Here is a 24,565-nt window from a genome sequence, read left to right as displayed (position 1 = left end):
CATTATAATAACGATATTCCAAACTGTGAGGTGACACGGATGTTATTCCGAATCGTTCGAAGTAATTAGTCGTCGGGCTGGGTCAAAACGCGTACCAGCTAACATGGGGTACGTTTGCCCTTTTGAGCCTGTTCGGCATCTAATCGTAACGATTTGGTACAACATCTGTCTAGAATCAAGAACTCACATTGGAGGAATCATATAAATGAAGAAAAAGATGGACTATACTACTTTTTACGAACGTATTGGGCAATTGAATGGCTGGGACTTCAGCTCCCTGAAAGTGACTTCAGAAGGCATCGAATGGAATTTCTACGAGGAAGTTATACGCTGCACCGAACCGTCTGATCTATTGCTTGATATTGGTACAGGTGGTGGAGAAGCTGTTCTTTCTATCTCGAATGCCGCACTGTTATTGGTTGGAATCGACCTTTCCCGGGGAATGATTGAGACTGCCCAGCGTAATCTTAAGGCATCTGGTTCCAGGTCGAATGTCCGTTTTGTGCATATGAATGCAGAGCAACTGACATTTCCAGATCAATTCTTTAATGTGGTTTCCTCCAGACACTGCGACTTCTGCGCTACAGAAGTATTCAGGGTATTGGCTGATGGCGGTGTATTCCTTACCCAACAAGTCAGTGAACATGATAAATGTAATATCTGCAAGGCTTTTGACCGTGGACAATCGCTGGGCGTTCAGCCTGGCACATTAATGGAACGATACAAACGTGAACTTCGCGAAGCGGGTTTTCGTGACATTGAGGCACACGAATATAATGCAACAGAATATTACGCCACGCCTGATGATCTGCTTTTCCTACTGACCCATGCACCGATCATTTCCGGTTTTGGAGAGAAGGAATCCGACTTAGAGCATTTCCAACAGTTTGTTGAGCAAAATCGCTGCGATAAAGGGATTCGAACGAACTCGGCACGTTTTATGCTGACAGCTCGGAAATAAATCTTATAACATAAAGGCAAAATAAAGCCCATCCACCATTTTAGTAACATGAATGGTGGATGGGCTCTTCAAATACTAAAGATACATCGTAAATCGCAAATCAATTTACTGCGTTACTCCCTTTTTCTCCAGGAAAGGCTTTAATTTATCCAAAACATAATGACTGCCGCCTCGTCCGTTCACTTGTTCAATGACTGCGGCTATAAGGAAGGATGGTGATTCGGTATCAAACACCACAACAAAACCGTTCTCCTGTCCTTTTTCCCCCTTCTTGGCCTTAAGCTCGGCAGTCCCTGTCTTAGCCGCCAGTCCTTCAGGGAGTGAGTTCAAGGAATGAGCCGTTCCTCCCGATCGGGTCACGACCTCGCCCAAGGCATCCTTAACCGTATTTGCGACTTCAGGTGTAATCACAACTTCCGGTTCGGCGGTTTCCTTTTCCTCTATCAGTACAGGCTTCACCATTTTTCCTTCATTAATAAAAGGGGTGAAGGAGGATGCCAGATGGATCGGCGACATCAACATTTCTCCCTGTCCATAGGATGTGTCAGCGAGCAGCACCTCGGATGACAAATCGAGATGTGCCTCGTTTGCATACTGACTTGGTTTCAAATACAGTTCATCCAGTCCAAAGTTGTCTCCAAAACCGAACTTCTGAATGCCATCTATGAACTTGGCGCTGCCCATCTCAACAGCTTCCTTCGCAAAATAAATATTGTCTGAGTAGACCAGCGCATCAACCATGTTCACCGGGGATACACTTTTCACACGTTTCACATAGTAACCGCCCCAGCTCTCGTCCTTGCGCCATTGCAGACCAGAGATATCATGCGATTTGTCCGCTGTGGTAACCTTCTCCATCAAACCTGCCGCTGCCGTAATGGCTTTGAAGGTTGAACCTGGTGCATAACGGTTCGTAAACCGATTGATAAAAGGAAGCTTTTCATCTGCTGAATAGGCATCCCACTCTGCCTGTGTCAGTCCCGTAACCATCTTGTTCGGATTATAGGCAGGCGCACTTGCCAGTGCCAGCAGATTACCATCCGTTGGGTTCATCAGCACCATTGCTCCGGCGTCACCACCACTCGATAATGTCTTATACAACTTGCGCTGTTGCTCAGAGCTTATCGTCAGTTGAATATTCTCTCCATCCACTGCATCCTTGCGAATAAGCTCAGAGCGAGTGTTTCCAGATTCATCAGTGATCTCGATCAGGCCACCTCGTTCGCCGCGAAGCTGTTTCTCCAGGGATTGCTCCAGTCCGGCTTTGCCAATCCAATCTTCCGCACGATAGTATCCTTCCGTATCTTTCTCCAAATCTTCCTTGGTGGCCTTGCGTACATAACCGATTAAATGAGCAGCAGCCTCACCAAGAGGATAATATCGTATTTCCTTGGATTGAACTTGCACACCAGCCAGTGCTGTAGGCACCCGGGAGTCCTCTGTTGAAGCAATCGGGACAAAATATTCCGGCTTCACCCATTTCTGTGCAAGTGCGGTGTTAATCATAGCTTCTGTTACTTTGTAATGCTCCGCGATCCGGGCGATCATCGGCTCCGGATTTTCTCCCAGCTTCTCAGGTATGATGCCCCATTCATATATATTTCCCTTTGTTGCGAGGGGCAGCCCTTCACGATCAACAATGTCTCCTCGTTCCGGGAAAAGGGTTTTCACCCGAACTTTGCTTCCCTTGACCATGTCAGTCAGAATCATGGATGGCTTCCAGTTGATCCGCCAGACTTTGCCACCCTCCTCAAGCTCTTCACGCACCAGTTTCAGTGTATGCGTCTCGTCCACTTCCCCGAGGAAGGTCGTTAACTGCAGACTGTAGTCCACTTCGTAGGCATCCGGATTTTGGTTTTGGTTTTGGTTTTGGTTTTGGTTTTGGTTTTGGTTTTGGTTTTGGTTTTGGTTTTGGTTTTTATTTTCATTACCAGTGCCGTCCGATGCCTCTTCGATTACTTTCGGTTTCAATTCTGCTTTAATCGCAGAAACCTCCATACCCGAATAGATTGCATTGTATTTTTCCACAAATTGTTCACGGTTCATGCCGGACTCTGTCAATGAAGCAGGCGTCATCAGGGTATACAGTTGATCAAATTCTTTCTTTTGCAGATGCTCTATGTACTGATTAACGGTTACCTCAGGCTTTACTTCCTCTGTTTTGCTATTCTGCATGTATAAGTACATTCCGATTCCACCGGCAAATAAGATGGGAAGCAGTCCATAAATAATTTTACGTTTCGATTTCATGATCACATCACCTCTAATATACACTATAGATTTCCAGCCTCAATTAAACAATGGAACAAATCTGACGAATTTATCATTAAAAATAGCCGAAAGCTCACATAATATGTTTAAATAAGGAGAGTGAGATTACAGTAAAGGAGCCCGATGATGGAAATCAGCTATTTTTTACTCCCCAAAGCCGACGTGGCCTATATCAAGTCTTCCGCTTCGATGAAAGATGCGATCGAGCAGCTTGAATTGCAGCATTATACCGCCATTCCCGTGATTGACCAGGATGGAAAATATGTTGCCACCCTGTCCGAAGGCGATTTGTTATGGAAAATGCGGAGCACTCCCGGACTGACATTTGAGACGATGGATCAGGTCCAAGTGCATGAGATCGACAACCGTGTATATAATGAATGTGTCTTTATTAAGGCAGAAATGGAGGATATGCTGACGCTGGCAGCAGATCAAAACTTTGTGCCTGTGGTGGATGTGGACCGTGTGTTCCTCGGTATTATCCGTCGCAAGGATATTATTGAGTATTATACGCGCAACATCTCCGACTAAATTTGAAATGAATATATGCCTTTTGCTGATCACATTGGCAGAAGACTGAAGCAGAGATGACGAGTCCTTGGGGCAATATCACTAAGTTACTTAACTTAATGACATTGCACATTGAGCTCGTCATTTTTGTGTTTTCAGATAACATCCAAGCCCCACTTTCATCTTTGCGAAAAAAACAAATAAACATATTGCGCAAATTTCGACAAATAACTACAATAATTATTGTGATACGACAAAATTAACCATCAAAAATTGAACCAATGGCTCTATATTTAACGAGGTCCTATCTCTTTTTTCAGAATTTGTTCAGAATCGTTTAGTACAATGATCACATTCTTTTTATTCCGATAGGCGGCACTACTCAGAAAAATCAGGAAGAGGTATTCACTTGAACTACTTAAGTACACGCAACAAGATACTTGTCACAGCTACTGTGATTATGTCTTGTATTTACGTCATTTGGCGTACATTTTTCACCATTCCTTTTGGACATGGCCCTCTCGCCGTAACCGCAGGTCTTGCCCTCCTCATTGTCGAACTTATAGGTATGTTCGAACTGGCCGTCCATTTTTACAATATGACCCGGCTCGAATATCCCGAACTTCCCGTTGTTGACGAAGCCTTATATCCGGATGTGGATGTATTTATCGCAACTTATAATGAACCCACATCGCTTCTGTTCAAGACGATTAATGGCTGTCTGAACATGGATTATCCTGATCGCTCCAAAGTACATATCCATCTGTGTGATGACTCCAACCGCCCCGAGATGCGGGAACTGGCTGCTCATCTGGGCATTAACTACCTTACGCGAACAGAGCATGTACATGCCAAGGCGGGTAACCTGAACAATGCCATGAAGCATACGTCTTCCCCACTAATCGTCACCTTTGATGCAGACATGATTCCAAAACATGATTTTCTGACGTCGTGCGTTCCCTATTTTCTGACCGGAGAAAAAATTGGTTTTGTGCAAACACCACAGAGTTTCTATAATCCCGATCAGTTCCAGTACAATCTGTACTCCGAGAACCGGATACCGAATGAACAGGACTATTTCTATCGGGACGTACAAGTGGGACGCAACAAATCCAATTCCGTCATCTATGGCGGAACAAATACTGTACTCTCCAGACAGGCACTGGAAGACGTCGGCGGATTCTATACCGGTTCCATTACAGAGGATTTTGCCACTGGTATTGAAATGCAGAGCAAAGGGTATCGCTGCTTTGCTACCAATAAAGTACTGGCCTCCGGACTTGCTCCCGGTGATCTGAAAAGTCTGATCAAACAGCGTCAGCGCTGGGCGCGCGGTTGTATCCAGACAGGTAAAAAAATGAACCTTCTCTTCAAAAAAGGACTTAGTTTTGCGCAAAAACTGAACTACATTTCTTCCATTACCTACTGGTACTCCGGGTTAAAACGACTGCTGTACATCATGTCACCCATACTGTTTGCCGTGTTCGGCGTTCTGGTTGTGAAATGTACCATTCTGGAGATTCTCGTGTTCTGGTTGCCGATGTATCTGTTGACCAACACCTGTCTGCGAATGTTATCCGGCAATATTCGAACCACCAAATGGACCAATGTATATGAGACCATTCTGTTCCCTTCCCTTCTGCCCGCCGTCATTCTGGAAACTCTGGGCATCACGATGAACAAATTCGTCGTTACCCGCAAAGACGGTGCGCAAAATGATGATCGGAACTATCAGATTAAACAGATGATTCCTCATCTGATTCTGGCGGTACTATCCATTATCGGAATCGTGAATTGTATCCACTGGACATTTAGCCAGGGAACAATTGGTTTCCTCGTTGTACTGTATTGGTTATTGATTAATTTCTACAACATCATGATGTCGATCTTCTTTCTGGCTGGACGCAAAGTGTTCCGCAATCACGAGCGCTCAATGGCTGCTGTGGATTGCACGCTCACAACGGAAGGGGAGATCATCTCCTGCATCACTCACGATCTCTCGGAAGGCGGCATTTCCGTCATGCTGGATACACCGAAGTACATTCCAAGTGATCTGGAGATTGGCATTAAACTGGTAAATGACCGGTATTCAAGCGAGTTTACAGGCAAGGTGGCACATGTCGCTTCGATCGGAAACCGTTGGAAATATGCTTTTACCGTTAAGGATATCACGGAACAAGAGCAGCGCCAGCTGCTGCACATCATCTATGATCGCGAACCTACACTGCCTCAGAAGCTGGACAAGGATATCAGTACATTTGAAGATATTCGTCTGAATTTTGTACGTCGGGGTCAGAGTGAGTTCATGTCCAACCGGAAGCTGGCACGAATTGCGCTAAATCGCGAATTGCCAACGGCAGATCATGGAACCGTGACATTGATGGATTTCAACTATGAATTCGTCTTGGTGGAGATGGAGCCTCATGATTTGGTCAATGAGATCCAACTTCCGCTTAGCGAAGACATCTCACTGGAATGCGTGTGGGTGCAGTCCCTGCGTAACAAACGAGGCAATTTGTACCGCGTGACCAATATTCGAGATATTGCTCGCAACCATCAGATGCCAACCTTGGAAGCTCTGCTGAAACAGTGGAATAAGGAACATATCCAGTTGGATAAAACAGGCCCTGCATCCCAGGGCAAGAACAACATCTCTCCAGACGAACTGAACGAGATGGCTTATCTATAGAGGGGAGGCAAGAAAGCATGATCAAGAAGTGGAAACAACTTACACTTGTCGCTAGTCTTGTTGTGTTATGGAACATGTATCCCATCCAGGCTGTTCAGGCAGAGCAGCTTAAGGTGAGTAGGAGTACACTCCATGAATGGAGCAATGGAGCCAAGGTAGACGCCAGCGTTGATAACCAAGGCAGTATTCAGATTAAGACCTCCACGCAGGGGCTCAAAAAAGGATACTATTCGGCCTACGTTTATGAGCTGCAGAATCGAGACTGGTCAGGCTATGGGGCTTTGACCTTCTCCATCCGCAATGAATCGGACCGAAGGTTGCCTCTTAATATCGTACTGACCCGAGGGGATAAAACCTCCCTTACTGTGTCTGATGATCGAAACGTCATCGTAGTCGAGAAATCAACCGGACACGCTGAACTGGTTCGTCCGTTATCTGGCCTGATTGCATTGGAACCGGGATTTGTCGGACAAATCCGCATCCCCTTTTCCAGCCTAATGGTCCAGGACAAGGCCAGCACGGCAGGTCAGGTGAACTTGGGTAAAGTCATTGGCTGGGGCATTACAACCACAACTCCCGAAAACGCCAAGCTGAGCTTCCGCATCGGCAACATCAAGCCATTGTCCAAGAAGCAAGCTGTTGTGGAGAATGGGCTCACCACCTTGCAAATAACTGGTGACGAACGTGTGGTGAAGCCCGTAGCTGGTGAATCCATTGTCCAATACGGTGTTCAATCTTCCTCAGAAGAAACGCCCGATGTAAAATTCCAGCTCAACACCCCCGTTCAGGGAGCATCCATTACACCGGATGGACTGCTGACGCTGCATACCGATGTCGATGCTGAGCAGGCCACCATACGTGCACTTGTAAATGGCAAATGGAATCTGACAAAGACCGTCATGCTGGATCGCTCTTCAGCGATGAATGTTCAGGAGAAAGACGGGACGCCACGTTCTATTCCTGACCCATCTGAAGTTACCAAGGTGCTCAGCCCTGCCGACCCACTGATGAAAACATCGGTGGGATGGTTTATTCGTCTCTTGTTAACAGCTGCCGGAATCCATGGACTCGTCCTCTACTGGATGTGGAGAAGACAACGGAATGCCCAGGGTGCCAGAAAGCGACGTTCCCGCAATGATCGACAAGCACGGCGACCTTTTCGCATGTAAACGAACCTTGCAGACCAACTCGCATCCTAAGATGCGGGTGTCTGTCTATTTTTAATTGAGCATGTTGCATCAATTGATACAACGTGCTCCCTTATATGATCCTCAAGGAGGAAAGGCAGTGCTCTTTTCCAGTGTAATCTTTCTATTTTATTTCCTGCCGCTTGTTCTGGGGCTGTATTACATACTGAGATTCTCGGTTACGGCCAAAAACATGCTGCTGCTGGTTGCCAGCCTGTTCTTCTATGCATGGGGTGAACCGTGGTTTGTCCTCATCATGCTGGCCTCCATCTGTTTCAACTATATCTTCGCCCTGCTTGTGGACAAGTTCAGGGAACGAAGGAATGCCGCGTACACCATCATTACGTTGATGCTTATCGTCAATCTAGGTATGCTGTTCGTCTTTAAATACATGGCTTTTGCACTGCGTATTGTGAATGAGAATACAAGTTTTGGCCTAAACATTCCGAATATTGCTCTACCGCTAGGGATCTCGTTCTTCACCTTCCACGGAATTTCCTACGTCATCGACGTGTATCGCGGACATGGTGCCGTACAAAAGAATCTCTTTTACGTGGCGCTGTATATCTCCTTCTTCCCTCAGCTCGTTGCCGGACCGATTCTGCGCTATAACACGATTGCAGATCAGATGGTTAACCGAAAGGAAAGTTGGGACAAGTTCGCACTGGGCTGCTGCCGTTTCATTGTGGGTCTGGGTAAAAAGGTGCTGTTATCCAACAGCATGGCGATTGTCGCGGATCACATCTTTAGCATGGGGGGCACCTCGGATATTCCGGCAAGTCTGGCATGGCTGGGAGCCATCGCCTATACGTTGCAGATTTATTTTGATTTCTCAGGATACTCCGATATGGCCATTGGTCTCGCCCTCATGTTCGGATTCAAGTTCGAAGAGAACTTCAGATATCCGTATATCTCCCGGTCCATCACTGAATTCTGGCGCCGCTGGCATATCTCGCTGGGCACCTGGTTCAAGGAATATGTCTATTTCCCACTCGGGGGATCACGTGTCACTAACAAGGATAAAATGATTCGCAATCTGCTCATCGTCTGGGGATTGACTGGCGTGTGGCACGGTGCGGAGTGGACATTTGTAGTCTGGGGATTGATTAACTTCGCATTCATTGCATTGGAGAAAATCTCTAACTTTGATAAAGGTACCCGCTTCAACCCGCTGCGGCATCTCTATGCCATGTTTATTGTGGTCATCGGGTGGGTGATCTTCCGTTCACCGGATCTGCTGCAAGCTGGCAACTATCTGGGCAACATGTTCGGACTGTACGGCAATGGATTCTGGAGTGATACAACCTGGATGTTCCTGAAAGAGTACGCACTCTTCTTCATCCTCGGTATTCTGTTCTGCATGCCGATTGCCCCGCGAATGAACAAACTGATGGTCGACGGCGCCCGTTTCAGCAAACCATTGGAACTGGTGTACCCGGTCACGATCATCGTTTTATTCCTGGTCTGTGTATCGTATCTGGTCAAAGGTACATACAATCCGTTTATTTATTTCAATTTCTGAGAGAAGGCACAACCATGCACAACTTTTTTGCCAAAAAGAGAATCACGGCTTTCCTCTTCATTCTCGTGCTCGTGACATTCTCTGTTCTGAACATTATTCAATCCTTCGGGCCGATCCAAAAGACGCTGGCTTCAGCGGACTTCCATTTTTCTGAAGCCAAAGAACTGATTCACGAACTGGATAACGACATTAATGAACATGTCTTCGATAAGTTCGGCTTCGTGGAAGCGTACGGATATATGCAGTCACTCATGTGGAAGAACGAGGAGAACAACTTCGAAGTCGTAAAAGACATGGAAGGCAAGCTGCACTATACCTACTTCGCTACAGGGCCAACGGATACGAAAGATCTGTCGGATCGAGTTGCAGCGCTGGGAGCACATTTGGACCCCAAAACTAAACTGACCTATGTGATGACACCAGACAAATACGTACGTGGGTATACCCAGTTCCCGGAAGGCATTCCTTACAATTATAACAACGAAACAGCCGATGGCTTTCTGACCAATCTTAAGCAGGATGGCATTGATACGGTGGATCTGCGCGAAGGGCTGTTGGAAAGTGGTATTCCGGCAAAGGATCTCTTTTTCACCACGGATCACCACTGGAAAATCAAGACCGCGTTCTGGGCCTTTGGCCAGCTGGTGAATCATCTGGACGGCATGTACGACAAGCCGCTGGACCCGGATCATTATTTCACGGACTTAAATAACTATAATGTGGTGCCGTATCAGGATATTTTCATTGGATCACAGGGTCGAAAAGCCGGGAAATACTTTGCTGGTGACGATGACTTTGACCTGATTTATCCGAAGTTCAAAACGGACTATTCCTTCTACTTCAAGACCGGCGAGACGGAAGCCACACTGAACGGCCGCTTTGAGGATGCTCTGCTTACAACCTATCCGCTGAATGTACAAGGAGCTACCTATGATCTAACCGCTGACAAGTACTTTACGTACCTTTACGGAAATCAGGGAATCGTTCATGTGGTGAACAAAGACAAACCGAACGGACTCAAGGTACTGTTCATCAAGGACTCTCTCGCAGTGCCGATGATCTCCTTCCTGTCGACTGTCGTGTCTGAGATTTACCTGATTGATCCACGGTATTATACGGGAGACATCGTAGATTTCGCCAGCAAAACCGAATTGGATCACGTCTTTGTGTCCATATCGCCGCAGGATCTCGTAGATGAATTTTTCCCTTACGGATTGAAAGATTAACTCGGTGAAGGATCATACTTTACCACTACAGTGGCAGAACAATCTTCCGATCACTGTTATCCCCAGATTTCTTTTATCCCTTTTTATTAGGGAGAAATCCGGTGATAAAGGTGAACGCTTCGCTTCTCCAGATTCTTTCTGCCCCCTCCGTTCCGGTATGATCTTGTAGTCAAACACAAGAAAGGGTACCCCACAGCCAATGATCTGGCAGACAGGGTACCCTTTTCTTTTTGTAATCCAAAAGAGATAGAATCAGTTTCGTTCACGCTGCGCCTTTTGTTCCTTATAATATTGCAAAACGTCACGAGGGCTGCCTTGAAACGCTCTTTCCTTGCCATATGCATACGCCAGATCCAAATTTGCAAAAGCCTCATCATGCTGCTCTAGCCTCATGCAGACTACACCCAGCTCAATCCACGGCCCGGTATTAATATCCGAACCTCGGGTTTGCAGTGCTAATTCAGCCCACGGCTTCGCCAGTGCGTACTGCTCCAAGTCCATATGTGCATTCACGTGACAGGAAGCGATCCAGCTTGCTATTTCCCAGTCGGTCTTCGGCTCGGGCAACATCCCCCAAGCCTGGTCATAATAGATCAGGGCTTGCTCATGCTGCTGGGTTTCATCCAGAACATTGCCTGCTTCTACCGTTTCAATAATTTGTCTCTCCAGTTCGGGATGTTCCGGTGTCAGATCCTTCACTCCGTAACCTCCTCCTCCAGTTCGAAATACCATTCCAGAAAGCTATTGAAGCTCGCCCACTGCGGTGTACTTTCACCGCTCAGGAAACGTTCGATCGACTCACCAAGCTCCACCAGAGCCACATCTCCCGTTTGACGGTTATAAAAGAACCCACCCTCTCCCTCAAAGCTGTCCAGTGGGATGTAGGCTTCTGGCAAACCCAATGTGAGTTGAGCCACCGTCATGTCCTCCACATAAACGGTGTTTTCCATAACCCAGCAGATCTGATAGATTTCCTGATGTCTGCTGTAAAAGGTCGGACCATCATCAGCATGCAAATAAAAATGTGCAAACTCAGATTCAAGATCTATACCCAGTTTACGTAAAGCTTCTTCATACTCTGCTGGCACATCTTCATGCCACCAGCCCTGATTTTGACAATAATCAATCACTTTATTGGATAACATATTAAGCCTCCTAATGAATCGAACATGCTGCAGCCATGATGAGTAAACCCTCTGGTACTAGTATATTTATCTATATAACGATATAACCAGGCCTGTTATTCGTTAAATCACGACAAAGGTTTAACAGGTATCCATACTTGAGGAGGAAGACCCTGACCTCGGTATACCTCAAGTTCCGGAATTCCCGCGTGCTTGTAAGGGGTCGCTCCATACCATTCGCTCATAATATACTTCCACAACCGCTGTATCGCTTCTGGCGCCAATTCATCGGCTTCGAACACCATCCAGTGGGACGCGGGAATCTCTATTGAAAACAAACCCTCAGGCACTTCCCCGGAGTGTGAGGTTGCGATCCAATATTCCATTTGATCGCTGTGTAATTCCCTCTGATCTATACAAATGCCGACCAAACCGGAGACGGCCCCGTTATTAAACTCGTTTAAACGATCTTCTATTCCGTCCGCCAAAGCTTCCTGCCACATCTTTGGAATCTCTCTCAAATTCTCGCCATCCACACAAGAGAACGTTCTTTTGATGCCTACGAAAGTTAGGGACTGCTGTTCAATCAAGTTATCTTTCACATTCATGGAATGGGCTCCTTTCAGATCAAGTGCAGAACGATATGGAGTGTGGTTACCCATCACCCATTCATGAAATAATTGGTGAGCGCTGCTGGCATCCGGAGCCATGAAGAGATACGTTCCCTCCACCTCTCGTCTGCTCAGCTTGGAATCAAAAAGCTCCCGATCCTCTTCTTCATTCAAAACAATTCGGTACGTCCCATCTTCCTCTCGAAAACCGATCGCGTGCACATTCGTATTTTGTTTATAATATCCCAGCTGCAAAACGGCTGGTTGCTCTTCTGCCATTTCCCCTGTGGAGGCCGGATTTGGAAACTCCTCGTCAAATCTCTCTTCTTCCAGCACGATGCCCTTAAAGAAACCATCAACCACTCTGCCCAGACAATCCACCATGAGATTTGCATATTCATAGGGAAACTGTTGGATCTCGTACACATCCCGATCCGAATGATGCCATTGCAGATGCTCCATGATTTTGGAATACGTGAAGCTAACGGCGCTCGCCATTTCCCGATCCAACGGCTGGTCCGCGGTAAGACGGGTCAATTCCACAATACTGTTCACATACTTCCAGAATAACAACTGGTCGATGCGCGCTTCCTCGTGCAACATGTACAAAAAGGTATTCTCCTCCGCACGCGCATTGCGCAGCAGTTCCTGAAGCGATTGTTCCATATACAATATATCCTCCCGGGTTTTACTATAAATACTGTATCAAAAGAGCAAGACGATTGGAAATGGGTTCATGCATAACCAGCCTTAGTTTCCTTATTCTGGTGCAACTTTACCTTCATTCTTTCGTCTAATGATTAACTAACAACGAAGGAGATGACTATGCGAATAAGTTGCAGTCCCGGTTTCTCAGGGAACATGATTGGGTCAATTGATCTTCAACCTACCAAGTTTAATATGGGTGTTTCAAGCAACAGCGAGATTACTCATCACGTTAACGCTGAACTCATTGCCATTCCCTATATGGAAGATCCCGAATTCGGATCATACTTTGATGCGATGAAGATGATGAAGGGAACGTACCAGGAAGAGTTTCACGTAAGTTATGATGTGGAATTTACGATTGATGTGGATAAAAAGGGGTACATCACTCAGTTCGAGCATACCTTTGCACTGAATCGTTACCTTGATCTTGTACGGACACAGTCCTATAAAGTGATTAAGACGAATTGGAAAGCACGTTCCTTCCATGTCATGACCTACAGTTATATGGAGGAAGTGTGTAACCCGAACAACGTAATCTTCAAATGTAACCATGCAGATGATGTTTTCGTTGTAGCCGATCTTGTCCCCTATTCTATCGGTGGTGTTGTGGAACAGCCCCATCATCGCTACCTTCAGCTCCGTGCATTAATCTCGGCGAGAGACGATCTCTACCCGATCGACTATATGTGTGAGCCCAATTTTGATCTTAGCATCTAACCATAAGTCCTACATCATTTGAATACAGCAAAGAGCACAAAGCGTTCCTGACTTATCCGGATCACCTGTGCTCTTTTTGAATATAGGTTCTGTTTACCAAAAAAAATTAAATCTCAGGGGTGGTTACATGGATTTCCGAGAAGATACACGCGAAGAAAAAAGAGAACGTTTGAGACAAGAAGAATTAAGAATTAAAGGGAAACCCCATGGGTACGTTTGGTGATGGCATAAATCGTGCTCAATTTGGAAGCTTCTCAGATTTAGTTGGCGGGTTGGGATGGAAAGGCACTGGAATCCTCATTATATTATTGATGATAGGTTATGTAATTTATAAATTAGTGTTCTAGATAAGGATTGGGATAACTATGCATTCTTCGTTATTTGAATAAAATAAGCGTATTCAAAACTTTCTATCGAATACGCTTATTCATTTGCAGAAAATACTCAACCATTTAAGCACTCAAGTCTTTCTTTTCTTCCTTTGCCACCAGCCTCTTGTGCTCCCACTTCTCAATCCAACCCCCAACCCGGATGAAAAAGAAAGCTACCGCCATCGAAAAGGTCACAATTCCGTAGAAACCGGCGCCCGTACCAATACCGACCCCACCTGCAAATAGGATCATTGCTGCAGATGTCAGACCTTTCACTTCAAATCCGGCCTTCATAATGAGCCCTGCTCCGAGAAAGCCAAGGCCCGAGACGATTTGAGCCGCCAGACGCATTGGGTCCATCATCGTTCGGTTATGCAGCTGTCCGTACACTTCAACACTCTCAATGGATACGATTGTAATGAGCGCAGAAGCGACCGTGACAAATGTATACGTCTTTACGCCTGCCGGTTTGTTCTTATGGGTCCGATCGAATCCGATTAACAGCCCAAGCACAGCACTGATCAGAATTCGAACATAATATTCTAAAGGTACAGAATTGCCCATCCAGGATGTAAACGTTATCATATTTAACCTCACGACATCCGAAACTCATTCTTGCTAATTCTTGATCGAGGAACAAGAGTTTCTTTCTATGATTTTGCTAGGCACAATCTTGTTATTCTCGTACGATCCCTCTAGAATACCCAGCTTATGCATAAGCAACCTTACCGACTGAACACCCAGCTCAGATGGTTGCAAATCCATTCCCGTCAAAGAAGGTCTTACTTGGTGCATCATGGACTGATCACCGCAGATGACAAACAATGAGATATCTTCTGGCACACGCAGACCCGCGTCGTTGATGGCATTAAGGGCGCTAAATGCAGTACGATCGTCGTCTGCAATAATGGCCGTAACCCTGCCCATGGGGTTCTTCACATTATGAAGTGTCTCATCATAGCCGTATTTAATATACTTGTCTGAATGAATACCTGGTTTGTAATGGATCATTCCGGGCTGGATCGTCACACCATGCTCCTGCAGTACCCGGACGAACTCTTCCGACCGCTCAATGGAAACCGTCATTGGCTCCCCGGCGTTCAGAAACATGATGTTCCGATGCCCCAGTCCAAGCAAATAATCACAAATATCGCGCATAACCTGTTTATTATCGTTATTGACGGTAGAAACACCCTGAAGTCCCTTGTTAATGATTTTGCCGATCGTAACAAACGGAATGTCATGCTGATACAACAGATTGATCCGGTCATCCTCTTCTGTAGGCCCCAACACAATAGCCCCGTCAATAGGATAGCTCGCAAGTGAGGGTGTCTTCACCTCTTCGGCAGCAATCATATCCAGAAGCACCCGATATCCGTAATTGGAAGCTTCCAGAATGACACCATTGATAAACTGATTATGGAACACGCTGAAAAAGAATTTGCCGTGCGGAATCGTAAGCCCGATCGCCATTGTTTTCTTGGTGACCAAGCTTCTTGCAATATGATTCGGCACGTAATTCAATTCCTTCGAAATTTGCAGTACTTTCTCGGTTACCTTTTTGCTCGTTGGCCTTTTCTGGCTGAATACGTTGGATACCGTTCCCTTGGATACACCCGCCAGACGGGCTACATCATCAATCTTTGCCATTAGGAACAACCTCTCCTCAACACTAGTTCGATTTCGTGCTCGCGAGTTCAAAGATGACTGATGGTATCGTCAGGTTCATGTCGTTGGTTAGGATGTCCTGGATTGCATCTCATCCTCAGTCTCGATTGGAACGCCGCGAAGCTGAAGCTGCTCTGCATAATGACAGGCAGCAAAATGATTATATCCTACTTCACGGAGTTCAGGAACGTGCTGGATGCATTTATCCGTCTTATACGAGCATCGGGGATGAAAATGACAGCCGCTTGGCGGATTGGCCGGATTCGGTACTTCCCCCTCCAGTATAATTCGTTCTTTTTTAAAATCCGGATTCGGTTGGGGCACGGCTGACATTAGCGCCTCCGTATAGGGATGCTGAGGATTCGAGAACAATGATTCCGTTGTCGCCAGTTCCACAATTCTGCCCAGATGCATAACTGCTACCCGGTCGGAAATGTTCTGTACGATGGAAAGATCATGCGAGATGAAGATATATGTGATCTTGAATTGCTCCTGCAAATCTTTGAGCAGGTTGATAATCTGAGCCTGAATCGAAACATCCAGCGCAGAGACCGCTTCATCACAGACAATCAGTCTGGGTTGTGTAATCAGCGCACGCGCAATGGCTATCCGCTGCCGCTGTCCTCCCGAAAATGCATGTGGGTAACGTTTCAGATAACTCACATTCAGACCTGTTTTCTCGGCAATTTCCGTCACCTTCGTCTCCACTTCAGCCCTGCTCAGCTTAAAGTTTGCAATCAGCGGTTCGGCGATAATATCGAATACGCTCATCCGGGGGCTGAGTGAGGAATACGGGTCTTGAAAAATCATCTGGATATCCTTGCGATATGCTTTGATCTCTTTGCCCTTCAAGTTTAGGTAATTCACTTCTTTTCCATCTTCCGCATGATAGACTACACTGCCTGAAGAAGCATCCACACCTCTAACGATACAGCGTCCGAGCGTCGTTTTTCCACATCCAGATTCCCCGACAATACTGAGCGTCTCCCCTTCAAGGAGTTCAAATGAAATTTCATTCAAAATATGAATGGGTTTAGGCTTTTTGAACAGGGCTTTTTTGGATTTGACCTGAAAGCTTTTGTTCAGGTTGAGGACTTCAAGAATGGGTTTGGTCATTATGCTTCTCCTTCTCTCTGGTCCGCGTACAAGAAACATCTGACCATATGCTGGTCGGAAATCGCGGTTTTCGGTACAACTTGTTGATTACATACGCCTTCAATTCTGTCCTTGCAGCGATCATAGAATCCGCACATTGGAGGCATGTTTATCGGCATCGGAACGGAACCTTCGATGGAATCCAGCCGTTTGCTTTTATTCCCTCCCAGTCTAGGCATCGATTTAAGTAACCCTTTCGTGTAGGGATGCTTCGGATTGTTGAAGATTTCCCTCATTGAAGCCTGCTCAACAATTCTTCCGAGGTACATCACCGCAACCTCATCACACATCTCGGCGATAATACCCAGATCATGGGTCACCAGCAGAATGGCCATGCCAAACTCCGCCTGCAGGCTTTTCATAAGTTCGAGTACCTGAGCCTGAATAGTCACATCAAGCGCTGTCGTAGGCTCATCCGCAATCAGAATTTCGGGGTTACAGGACAATGCCATGGAGATCATCGCCCGCTGACGCATCCCTCCCGAGAATTCATGTGGATATTGATCGAAACGCTTGGCCTGATCGGAAATCCCGACTTTGCTAAGCATCTCTAACGCGATTCTTTTGGCCTCTTTCTTATTCCTCGTCTGATGAATTCGGATCGCTTCCATGATTTGATTCCCGATGGTATACATCGGTGAGAAGGCCGTCATCGGCTCCTGAAAGATCATCGAGATTTTGCGGCCACGGATGGAGCGGATCTGCTTGCCCGTCGGCTTAAGAGACAAAAGATTCAGACCATGGAGAGTCGATTCTGAGTCGGAATTGTAAGTGATTGTTCCACTCGTTTCACATTCCTTGGGATTGATGCTGATGATCGATCGACTTGTCAGGCTTTTGCCGCAGCCCGATTCCCCCACAAGCCCAAGGGTTTTGCCTTTGTATATATTGAAGTCGACTCCATCCACGGCATTCATGACGCCATTTTCCATCTGAATCCGAATCTTCAGGTCTTGAACGGACAGTAAAGGTTGCTCCTTCTCAACAGCTTGAGTTGCCATGCTATCCCCTCGCTTGCCTAGTATTTGGACAATTATTTTTTGTACGGATCAGCCGCGTCGCGCAAACCATCGCCGATGAAGTTATAGGTCAATACAGTCAGAATGACAAAAGCGAGTGGAATGAGCTTCCATGGATACAGGGCCACATTTTCAATTTTTTGCGCCTCCTGAAGCAGCACACCCCAACTGGTTGCCGGCGAACGAACGCCCAGACCGAGAAAGCTCATAGCCGTCTCACCCAGAATCATGCTCGGAATCGCCAGGGTTGTCGCCACGACTAAATAACTCATGAAGCCTGGCAGCAGATGTTTGACAATAATCTTTGCGTCTCCTACACCAGCGATCTTTGCAGCGATTACATAATCTTCATTCTTCAACGAAATGAACTTGCCTCTGACCACCCGTGCCAGATCCGTCCAGCCAATAAATGCGAAGATGATCACGATGTATAAATACATGGTCACGACCGGAATACGTGGCGGAATTGCAGCGGATAGTGCCATCCACAACGGCAGCGTCGGAAAGGAACGTATGATTTCGATGATGCGCTGTATCATGGAATCAATCCAGCCGCCAAAATAACCGGAGATGCCTCCAATAATCAAACCCAGAATAAAGCTAATGCCTACGCCGACCAGCGGGATGCTTAGTGAGATTTGACTGCCCAGCACGATCCGGGAGAACAGGTCACGCCCCATACCGTCCGTACCCAGCAGGAATATCCGCCCTGGCTCATCTACAGCGAACAAATGCGTCGACATGGGGATCAGACCAAGAAACTTATATTCTTCTCCCTTTACAAAGAACTTGAAGAAATGCTTTTTTTCGGTATCCGGGACAAACATTTTACGCAATGTTTCGGGGTCACGCTCGCTCTTCAATTCATATACAAACGGCTTGATGTGAAACTTGCCGTCCGCATCGACAAATCGAAGTCCCATTGGCGGGGCATTCACATATTTGCTGTCATAGCTTTGCAGCCCATACGGCGCGATAAACTGTGCGAACAGTGCGATGATGTAAAATGCGCCCAGAATGTACATGCTGATCCGGGCCAACTTGTGTTTCTTGAATTTCTGATATATCAGCCGCCACTGCGAGCTGTATACAGTATCTTTGGGTGCTGCTGTAACTGGGACTGCCGGCCTTTGACCTTTAAATAACGGTAGTGGTCTCATCATTAGGATCCTCTGAACTCTGTACGTATTTTGGGATCAAGCCAAGCCAGCAAAATATCGGAAATCAATGTTCCGAGAACCGTCAGCAAAGCCATGATCAATAAAAAGGTTCCAGCAAGATACATGTCCTGACCGAGCAATGCATTATGCATAACTGGCCCTTGAATCGGCAGGTTCAATACGATTGCTGTAATGGTAGCGCCGGTAAAGATGGAGGACAGTGACCAGCCAAAGGTACTCACAATAGGATTCAAGGCTGCACGTGTCGGATACTTGAACAGGATTTGCATCTCTGATAAGCCCTTGGCACGGGCAGTAATGACATTCGGTTTGTTCAACTCATCGAGCATTTGTCCGCGCATGATACGAATCAGATCCGCAGTACCCGAAAGTCCGATAACAATAACCGGAATCACCATATGCTGCATTAAGTCTTTTACCTTGTCCAGGGACCACGGCGCATTCACGTATTCGTTGGAGAATAAACCGAGCAATGGATTACCGAACCACTTATAGGAAAAGAACATGAGAATAATGGCTAACAAAAAGTTGGGCGTTGCCATTCCGATAAAGCTCAGGCCGGAGAAGAAATAATCGCCCGCAGAATACTGCTTTACCGCCGTGTAGATCCCAACCGGAATCGCGATTATATAATGGAAAGCCATTGTCACCAGCGAGACGACCAGAGTCAGTCCCATATACTGCTGGATCACCGCCATCACCGGTTTGTTGTAGTTGAATGAGAAACCAAAGTCTCCATGCAGAATGATTTTCTTTACCCAAACGAAGTATTGTTCATAGATTGGCCGATCGAGTCCCAGATTCGCCCGCATGTCATCCATCTCAGCCTGGGTCATGATATCGCCGGAAGCGGACATCTTGGCCGAGTAGGAGGATACGTAATCGCCAGGTGGCAATTGAATAATGTAGAAGACGATAAAGGAGATCACAACAACAACAGGAATGGCCAACAGGATTCGTTTTAAAATGTATTCAAACATCTATTCCTCTCCTCTGCACCGCGTGAATGATACAAAAGGAAACAATAGCAAGGATAAATCCCTTCCTCACTATTGTTTACCTGAATGCTTCACCAGCTATTGCTTGATGAAAAATTGTGCCGGATGGCCTTGACCCAGCGAGCGATACTCATCGGACCAGATAAGATCCGTAGGGATGTTATGAATTTTATTCGAGGCTGTAATCAGCACCGGAGTTGGTCCCGCATATCCGATTACCCACTGATTCTTCTGGTGCAGTTTCACGATCTCATTGCTATACTGATTGATTTCATCCAGTGTCTTGCTTGCTTTCACTTTTTCCCAATACTCAAGGATTTTAGCGACATCCCCTTCAGGTTTGACACCTTCCTTGCCGCCAGATTGACTGTATAAGCCGTAATGGCCGAACCATGGTGTGATCACACGAAGCGGAACCATGGTATCCGGTCGGAAGGCTACGTTGACGACAGAAATATTCTCGGTAGTCATCGGAATCTTGTTGGCATATTTCATATCAAAATGAGTGCCTCCGTCAACCACTTTCAGGTTCGTTCGCAGACCCATATCCTCGTAATATTTCTTAAGCAATTCAAGGAATGGTGCTGTATCGGTTGTGCTCTCAATCACCGTGAGTGTCAACTCGGAACCATCAGGGTTCAGACGGAAGTTGTCTTTATCCCGCTTGTTCAAACCTAACTCGTCAAGAATTTGGTTAGCGCGTTCAGGATCGTATTCCGCCCACTGCTGGGCCCACCCTTCCTGATAGCCCATAACGCCTTCCGGTACGGAAGCTTGAATCGGTTCTCCCAGCCCACTGGTCACAATCTCAGACACCTGGTTACGATCCACCCCAATGGAGAGTGCTTCCCTGAACTTGATGTCCTGGAAGAGTTTGCGGAGATTCGGATCTTCGGTAGTCTGGTTTAACTGTACTCCCGCGCTGGACCAAGCTGGTTGTGTCCAAGGGATGATACGGTAGTCACCTTTTTTCTCATTCTCTTTGAGTACCGTGAAGTCTTTGGAATCAAAGATCACCAGGTTGTAATCACCGGCAAGCGTTCCAAGGACCTTTTGGCTCGGATCTTGAATCTTAGTCGCTACAATCCGGTCAATATATGGAAGCTGTTTGCCTTCTTTATCTGTTTTCCAGTAGTACGGGTTGCGCTCCATAACAAACTGATCGCCGTTAGGATCATTGGTTGGCACCCATGCCCGAAGTGTAGGAATCTGGTAGTGCAGCCAATCCGTATAACCGGTTTCCATCAAGAATACTTTGGGATCTTCATAACCCCATTGCTTCGTAATCTCCAATGTTTTGGCATCCCCTACGAACTCGGGAAGGATGGTTTTGTGAAAGTGTGCAGGAGCGAAGAACCACTTGTTATCGATGGCCACACGTTCCAGAAAGAGCACACTTGGATATTTGTGAGTTACGGTAAACGTGTAGTCATCTACCTTCTTCACTTCAGCCAACGCTCTATCCCCGGTAACAGGGTCAACGGAATAATAAGCGTCATAGATCTTTTTACCAAAGGTCTCTTTGGTCAACATATGCTCCCAATAAAAGAGAACATCATCCGCTGTGAAAGGAACACCATCGGACCATTTCATGCCTTCCCGCAAATGGATGGTGAACACGGTGGAATCATCATTCACTTCATAGCTCTTGGCTACGTTTGGCTCAACCTTGTTTCCTTCCTTGTTGAAACGAAACAGTGCTTCCTCTGTCGGTTGGCCTATCCCCCACTTATCAGGAACACCAGTCCAAGGCATGTTCCAATCCCCACCATATTGCCCGATTTCCTCGACGACCTCTTCAACCATAATGTCTTTGGAAGCTGGCAGGCGCTCAGCCAGGGCAGGCAATTTACCTTCATCGACAAGCTTTGCCAGCATCGGGGCTTCTTTGGCACTGTTGTCCGTAACAACAGGTTCTTTCACTGTTGATTCCTCATTTTCGTTGTTAGACGAAGATGCAGAGCATCCCCCTAGTAATGTCGTGATTAGGACAAGAACAATTAACAAGTTGCTTTTCCTTTTCAAGCTAAACCCCTCCACGTTTGGATTTGCCATTAACTTGCCTGAATATGCTCTGGTTGGCACTCACCTCCCTAACGAAATAAACCCTTTATGTACAGATGTAGATACAATTAAACCGGTTTAATTTTTATGCAATAGAGGTTCTCAATCGGGAAAACATCTCATAGAATTAAACCGGTTTAATTGACATATAAGAAAATGTAAACGCTTTATTTGTATATAATACATGGATGACTACGTTCAAGCAATAGGGATTTTACAAAAAAATTCTGTTTTTTCAAATTCATTTCAGAAACTGTTCCGAACAGTTCAGATCTGCTCAAACAGCATCCTCACTCACAAATCCAAGTATAGATTCCAATTGTACTAGGATTATTATCCGATCATCAATTTTTGGTAAAATTCTACATCAACTTCTCTTATTTGCGGTTTGCAGCTGTATTTAGTCGAAAGCGGAATTTGGCATCCTCGCCGTACCACATTGGGAAATTGGTGCCCCAGATATTGTTATGCAGATTAAATTGCCATCCGGATTCAAGCGAAACAAACGAGTTGTCGAATTGCAGCAATCTTCTCTGTCCAGGTGCGACCAAAGCGGAATCCAGTGCTTCAATAGAGGCCTGACCATCTGTGCCCTCATAGAATACTCCCTTGTCTACTGCATGCAGATTGCGGTTGCCATCTTTTACAACATTCAACGGAGAGATTCGTCCTCCAAGCTTGTCCATCATCCACAGATTGGGGTTATCCACCTTCAGTCCGCATCCAAACCAACTGGCCTCTGGAAGACGATTCGCTTCTTTTCCAAACCATTGCAAGCTAACCTCTACCACTCCTGCCTGTGAAAACGTATATACCAGTTCCAGTTCCTTGGGTGCTCCGTACAATTCATGACTTTCTGTTGGCATGGACAACTGGAACCCATACGTATCGCCATGAGCATTGCCTGACTTGTGCATATCGGTCACGATTGGCAAGTACACCTGATGGCTTGGCAGCGGGCGCACAAATTCAAAGCCAGGTTTACTGAAATCGGCATCCGCCCAAGGATGTGTCACAGGCAAGTTCTGCATATAGGTACGGAAATACCTGTCGTAATCCTCCGTCCCGAAAGTTTCATAGGCATAGGCTCCGAACGGATGCTTCGCGTCCACCCAATTCTTTTCCTTCTCGTCCGTCAGCTGAATCAGTGCACCATTGTTATTGAAGGCCAGCTGGTATCCGCCACTGCTATAAACTTGATGACTTGCCGGAGATACGATGTCGGAAAACGTACTTTTAACCGGGTTTAGTTGTTCAAAAGCTTGCTGCGCTTCCTTCTGCTTGTCTTCACTCAGGCACGCCACAGCCGTGTCCAAATATTCCCGCTGTTCCGCCCAAGAACTCTCTATCATGGAATAGGTACGACGGCTCGACTCCGAAGAGAATAGTCCGCTGGAATGACTGTCGAACTCATCCATGGCGAAGGCACCGATATATTGAAATTTTGCAGGGATATCCTCCACATCGACTTCGTTCATTTCCCGTGCGCGGTTGAAGTCAGGCTTGGCATAATTCCGGAAATCCGGAAGCCATTTCTTCACATCAAGCCCCCACGTATGCTCCACAACCAGCAGCATGGCATCACTCATGCCTTTATATTCTGCGCTTGCCGGATCGATCCGGCCTTCGGTCAGCCACTTGTCTCTTAACCGCTGCAACTGGCGGAATCGGGCTATTTTAAGCGGGTCGGTACCGCCTCCGTGAATCCAAGTATCCCCGAGCTCTTCACGTACAACAGGAAATTGGTCCCGAACCTGATCAAGGTGCACCGCAAATGCATCAAGAGACGACGCCATAATCTCTGCATCGGGGTATCTTTCCTGGATATGCTGGAATTGTTCACGAATCTCTTCTGCGCTTGGCGGTCCGCAATTGTCGCCCGTATGGGCAAACAACAAGATATCATCGATACCTTCTATTTCGACTGCCTCACCATAGGTGTCCGCATAATTGACAATGATCTCACTGCCATCCGCTGCCTGCCATCTGAACAGTTTAGGCACATCCGGGCGCATGGAAGCTGGATTAACCCCAAGATGCATATACCGGATACCCACTTCATTCATCAAAGGCACCATAGACAGGGTATGACCGGGTACATCCGTCATTTTTGCTGCAATGGTCGTTTTACCAAATTGTTTATCCAGCTCCAGTCCGATGGACAATCCGTAGCGAAATAATGAGGGGTCCATCAGCTCGGTATGCGTTGTGAACGGTAATCCATGCCATACGATATGACCCTTGTGGATCGCTTGTTCCATGGCCTGTTTACCCTCTTCGGACGCATGATTCAGATAATGACGGATCATCCAGGAACCCGTGGTCCATATGAACTGCTCTCGTCCTCCCTCTGCTTCCAACTGCGCGGACAAAGCGATAGCTTTGGGTACATACTCTTCCATGTACTGCTTTACGACGTTTTCCGCCAAGTGCGTAAATCCGATATCCAGGTGAGTTTTAAAAACAACATGTACTTTTTTACGGTTAGTCATGGTTGTCTGAGCCTCCGTTGTTAGATTCACAGTTAATACTGTTTATTTGAACAATAAGCATGGAAGACCCGCTTCATGTGAAAGCGAGTCC

At 46.5% G+C, this 24,565-nt stretch carries 19 protein-coding genes and 1 pseudogene; 8 read left to right on the top strand and 12 right to left on the bottom strand.

All coding sequences use genetic code 11. From position 1 onward, the window contains the following. Positions 1–205: 205 nt before the first annotated feature. Positions 206–961 (top strand): class I SAM-dependent methyltransferase, encoded by a 756-nt coding sequence (locus BLS14_RS29190; RefSeq protein ID WP_079697245.1) that lies wholly within the window; start codon positions 206–208, stop codon positions 959–961. Between the two features lie 105 nt (positions 962–1,066). Here BLS14_RS29190 and BLS14_RS29185 read toward each other — a convergent pair whose 3' ends face one another. Beyond that, positions 1,067–3,211, bottom strand: coding sequence for a penicillin-binding transpeptidase domain-containing protein (locus BLS14_RS29185; RefSeq protein ID WP_090955291.1), 2,145 nt, complete (start codon positions 3,209–3,211; stop codon positions 1,067–1,069). Positions 3,212–3,358: 147 nt separating this feature from the next. Here BLS14_RS29185 and BLS14_RS29180 point away from each other — a divergent pair, with 147 nt between their 5' ends. The 5 genes from BLS14_RS29180 to BLS14_RS29160 all read left to right on the top strand — a co-directional run bounded on the left by BLS14_RS29180 (position 3,359) and on the right by BLS14_RS29160 (position 10,366). Beyond that, positions 3,359–3,763 (top strand): CBS domain-containing protein, encoded by a 405-nt coding sequence (locus BLS14_RS29180; RefSeq protein WP_063567168.1) that lies wholly within the window; start codon positions 3,359–3,361, stop codon positions 3,761–3,763. Positions 3,764–4,151: 388 nt separating this feature from the next. Continuing rightward, a complete protein-coding gene (locus tag BLS14_RS29175) occupies positions 4,152–6,431 on the top strand; it encodes a glycosyltransferase (protein WP_090955289.1) in 2,280 nt (759 codons plus the stop codon). A 17-nt stretch (positions 6,432–6,448) separates the two neighbouring features. Next, on the top strand, positions 6,449–7,600 hold the full coding sequence (locus BLS14_RS29170; RefSeq protein WP_079697243.1) for a hypothetical protein: 1,152 nt from the start codon (positions 6,449–6,451) through the stop codon (positions 7,598–7,600). Between the two features lie 118 nt (positions 7,601–7,718). Next, the gene (locus tag BLS14_RS29165; RefSeq protein WP_079697242.1) at positions 7,719–9,140 is read left to right on the top strand and encodes an MBOAT family O-acyltransferase; all 1,422 of its coding nucleotides are present in this window, start codon (positions 7,719–7,721) and stop codon (positions 9,138–9,140) included. A 14-nt stretch (positions 9,141–9,154) separates the two neighbouring features. Continuing rightward, the gene (locus BLS14_RS29160) at positions 9,155–10,366 is read left to right on the top strand and encodes an alginate O-acetyltransferase AlgX-related protein (RefSeq protein ID WP_090955287.1); all 1,212 of its coding nucleotides are present in this window, start codon (positions 9,155–9,157) and stop codon (positions 10,364–10,366) included. 252 nt (positions 10,367–10,618) lie between these two features. Here BLS14_RS29160 and BLS14_RS29155 read toward each other — a convergent pair whose 3' ends face one another. The 3 genes from BLS14_RS29155 to BLS14_RS29145 all read right to left on the bottom strand — a co-directional run bounded on the left by BLS14_RS29155 (position 10,619) and on the right by BLS14_RS29145 (position 12,767). Beyond that, positions 10,619–11,065 (bottom strand): hypothetical protein, encoded by a 447-nt coding sequence (locus BLS14_RS29155; RefSeq protein WP_090955285.1) that lies wholly within the window; start codon positions 11,063–11,065, stop codon positions 10,619–10,621. After that, entirely contained in the window at positions 11,062–11,511 is a 450-nt protein-coding gene (locus BLS14_RS29150) for an SMI1/KNR4 family protein (protein WP_063567163.1), read from the bottom strand. Before BLS14_RS29150 ends, BLS14_RS29155 begins: the two co-directional genes overlap by 4 nt. Positions 11,512–11,618: 107 nt before the next feature. Beyond that, positions 11,619–12,767, bottom strand: coding sequence for an effector binding domain-containing protein (locus BLS14_RS29145; protein WP_090955283.1), 1,149 nt, complete (start codon positions 12,765–12,767; stop codon positions 11,619–11,621). A 195-nt stretch (positions 12,768–12,962) separates the two neighbouring features. Between BLS14_RS29145 and BLS14_RS29140 the strand changes: the two genes are divergently transcribed. Continuing rightward, positions 12,963–13,526: a hypothetical protein gene (locus tag BLS14_RS29140; protein ID WP_143806609.1), complete on the top strand. Its 564-nt coding sequence runs from the start codon at positions 12,963–12,965 to the stop codon at positions 13,524–13,526. 127 nt (positions 13,527–13,653) lie between these two features. After that, positions 13,654–13,873: pseudogene (locus BLS14_RS33385) on the top strand (DUF6366 family protein). Positions 13,874–13,978: 105 nt separating this feature from the next. On the opposite strand, the gene BLS14_RS29130 reads toward BLS14_RS33385, so the two are convergent. From BLS14_RS29130 to BLS14_RS29095, 8 genes are all read right to left on the bottom strand, one after another. Beyond that, on the bottom strand, positions 13,979–14,482 hold the full coding sequence (locus BLS14_RS29130) for an MgtC/SapB family protein (protein ID WP_090955280.1): 504 nt from the start codon (positions 14,480–14,482) through the stop codon (positions 13,979–13,981). A gap of 33 nt (positions 14,483–14,515) precedes the next feature. Continuing rightward, positions 14,516–15,547 carry a LacI family DNA-binding transcriptional regulator gene (locus BLS14_RS29125; protein ID WP_090955278.1) on the bottom strand — a complete coding sequence of 344 codons (1,032 nt, stop codon included), beginning with the start codon at positions 15,545–15,547 and terminating at the stop codon, positions 14,516–14,518. Positions 15,548–15,634: 87 nt separating this feature from the next. Continuing rightward, entirely contained in the window at positions 15,635–16,681 is a 1,047-nt protein-coding gene (locus BLS14_RS29120) for an ABC transporter ATP-binding protein (protein ID WP_090955276.1), read from the bottom strand. After that, on the bottom strand, positions 16,681–17,721 hold the full coding sequence (locus BLS14_RS29115) for an ABC transporter ATP-binding protein (protein ID WP_090955274.1): 1,041 nt from the start codon (positions 17,719–17,721) through the stop codon (positions 16,681–16,683). Before BLS14_RS29115 ends, BLS14_RS29120 begins: the two co-directional genes overlap by 1 nt. 32 nt (positions 17,722–17,753) lie before the next feature. Continuing rightward, positions 17,754–18,902, bottom strand: a complete 1,149-nt coding sequence (locus BLS14_RS29110; protein WP_240343068.1) for an ABC transporter permease — start codon at positions 18,900–18,902, stop codon at positions 17,754–17,756. Further along, complete coding sequence (locus BLS14_RS29105; RefSeq protein ID WP_063567156.1) at positions 18,902–19,900, bottom strand: ABC transporter permease; 999 nt, start codon at positions 19,898–19,900, stop codon at positions 18,902–18,904. The genes BLS14_RS29110 and BLS14_RS29105 overlap by 1 nt, the downstream gene beginning before the upstream one ends. Positions 19,901–19,996: 96 nt before the next feature. Further along, a complete protein-coding gene (locus BLS14_RS29100) occupies positions 19,997–21,943 on the bottom strand; it encodes an ABC transporter substrate-binding protein (RefSeq protein ID WP_244552241.1) in 1,947 nt (648 codons plus the stop codon). Between the two features lie 416 nt (positions 21,944–22,359). After that, a complete protein-coding gene (locus tag BLS14_RS29095; RefSeq protein WP_090955272.1) occupies positions 22,360–24,474 on the bottom strand; it encodes a DUF5054 domain-containing protein in 2,115 nt (704 codons plus the stop codon). Positions 24,475–24,565: the final 91 nt, after the last annotated feature.

This window comes from Paenibacillus sp. OK060, from assembly GCF_900101205.1.
Classification (GTDB): Bacteria; Bacillota; Bacilli; order Paenibacillales; family Paenibacillaceae; genus Paenibacillus; species Paenibacillus marchantiae.
The sequence above is the reverse complement of the archived record's forward strand: the minus strand, read 5'-3'. Positions and strand labels throughout refer to the sequence as shown.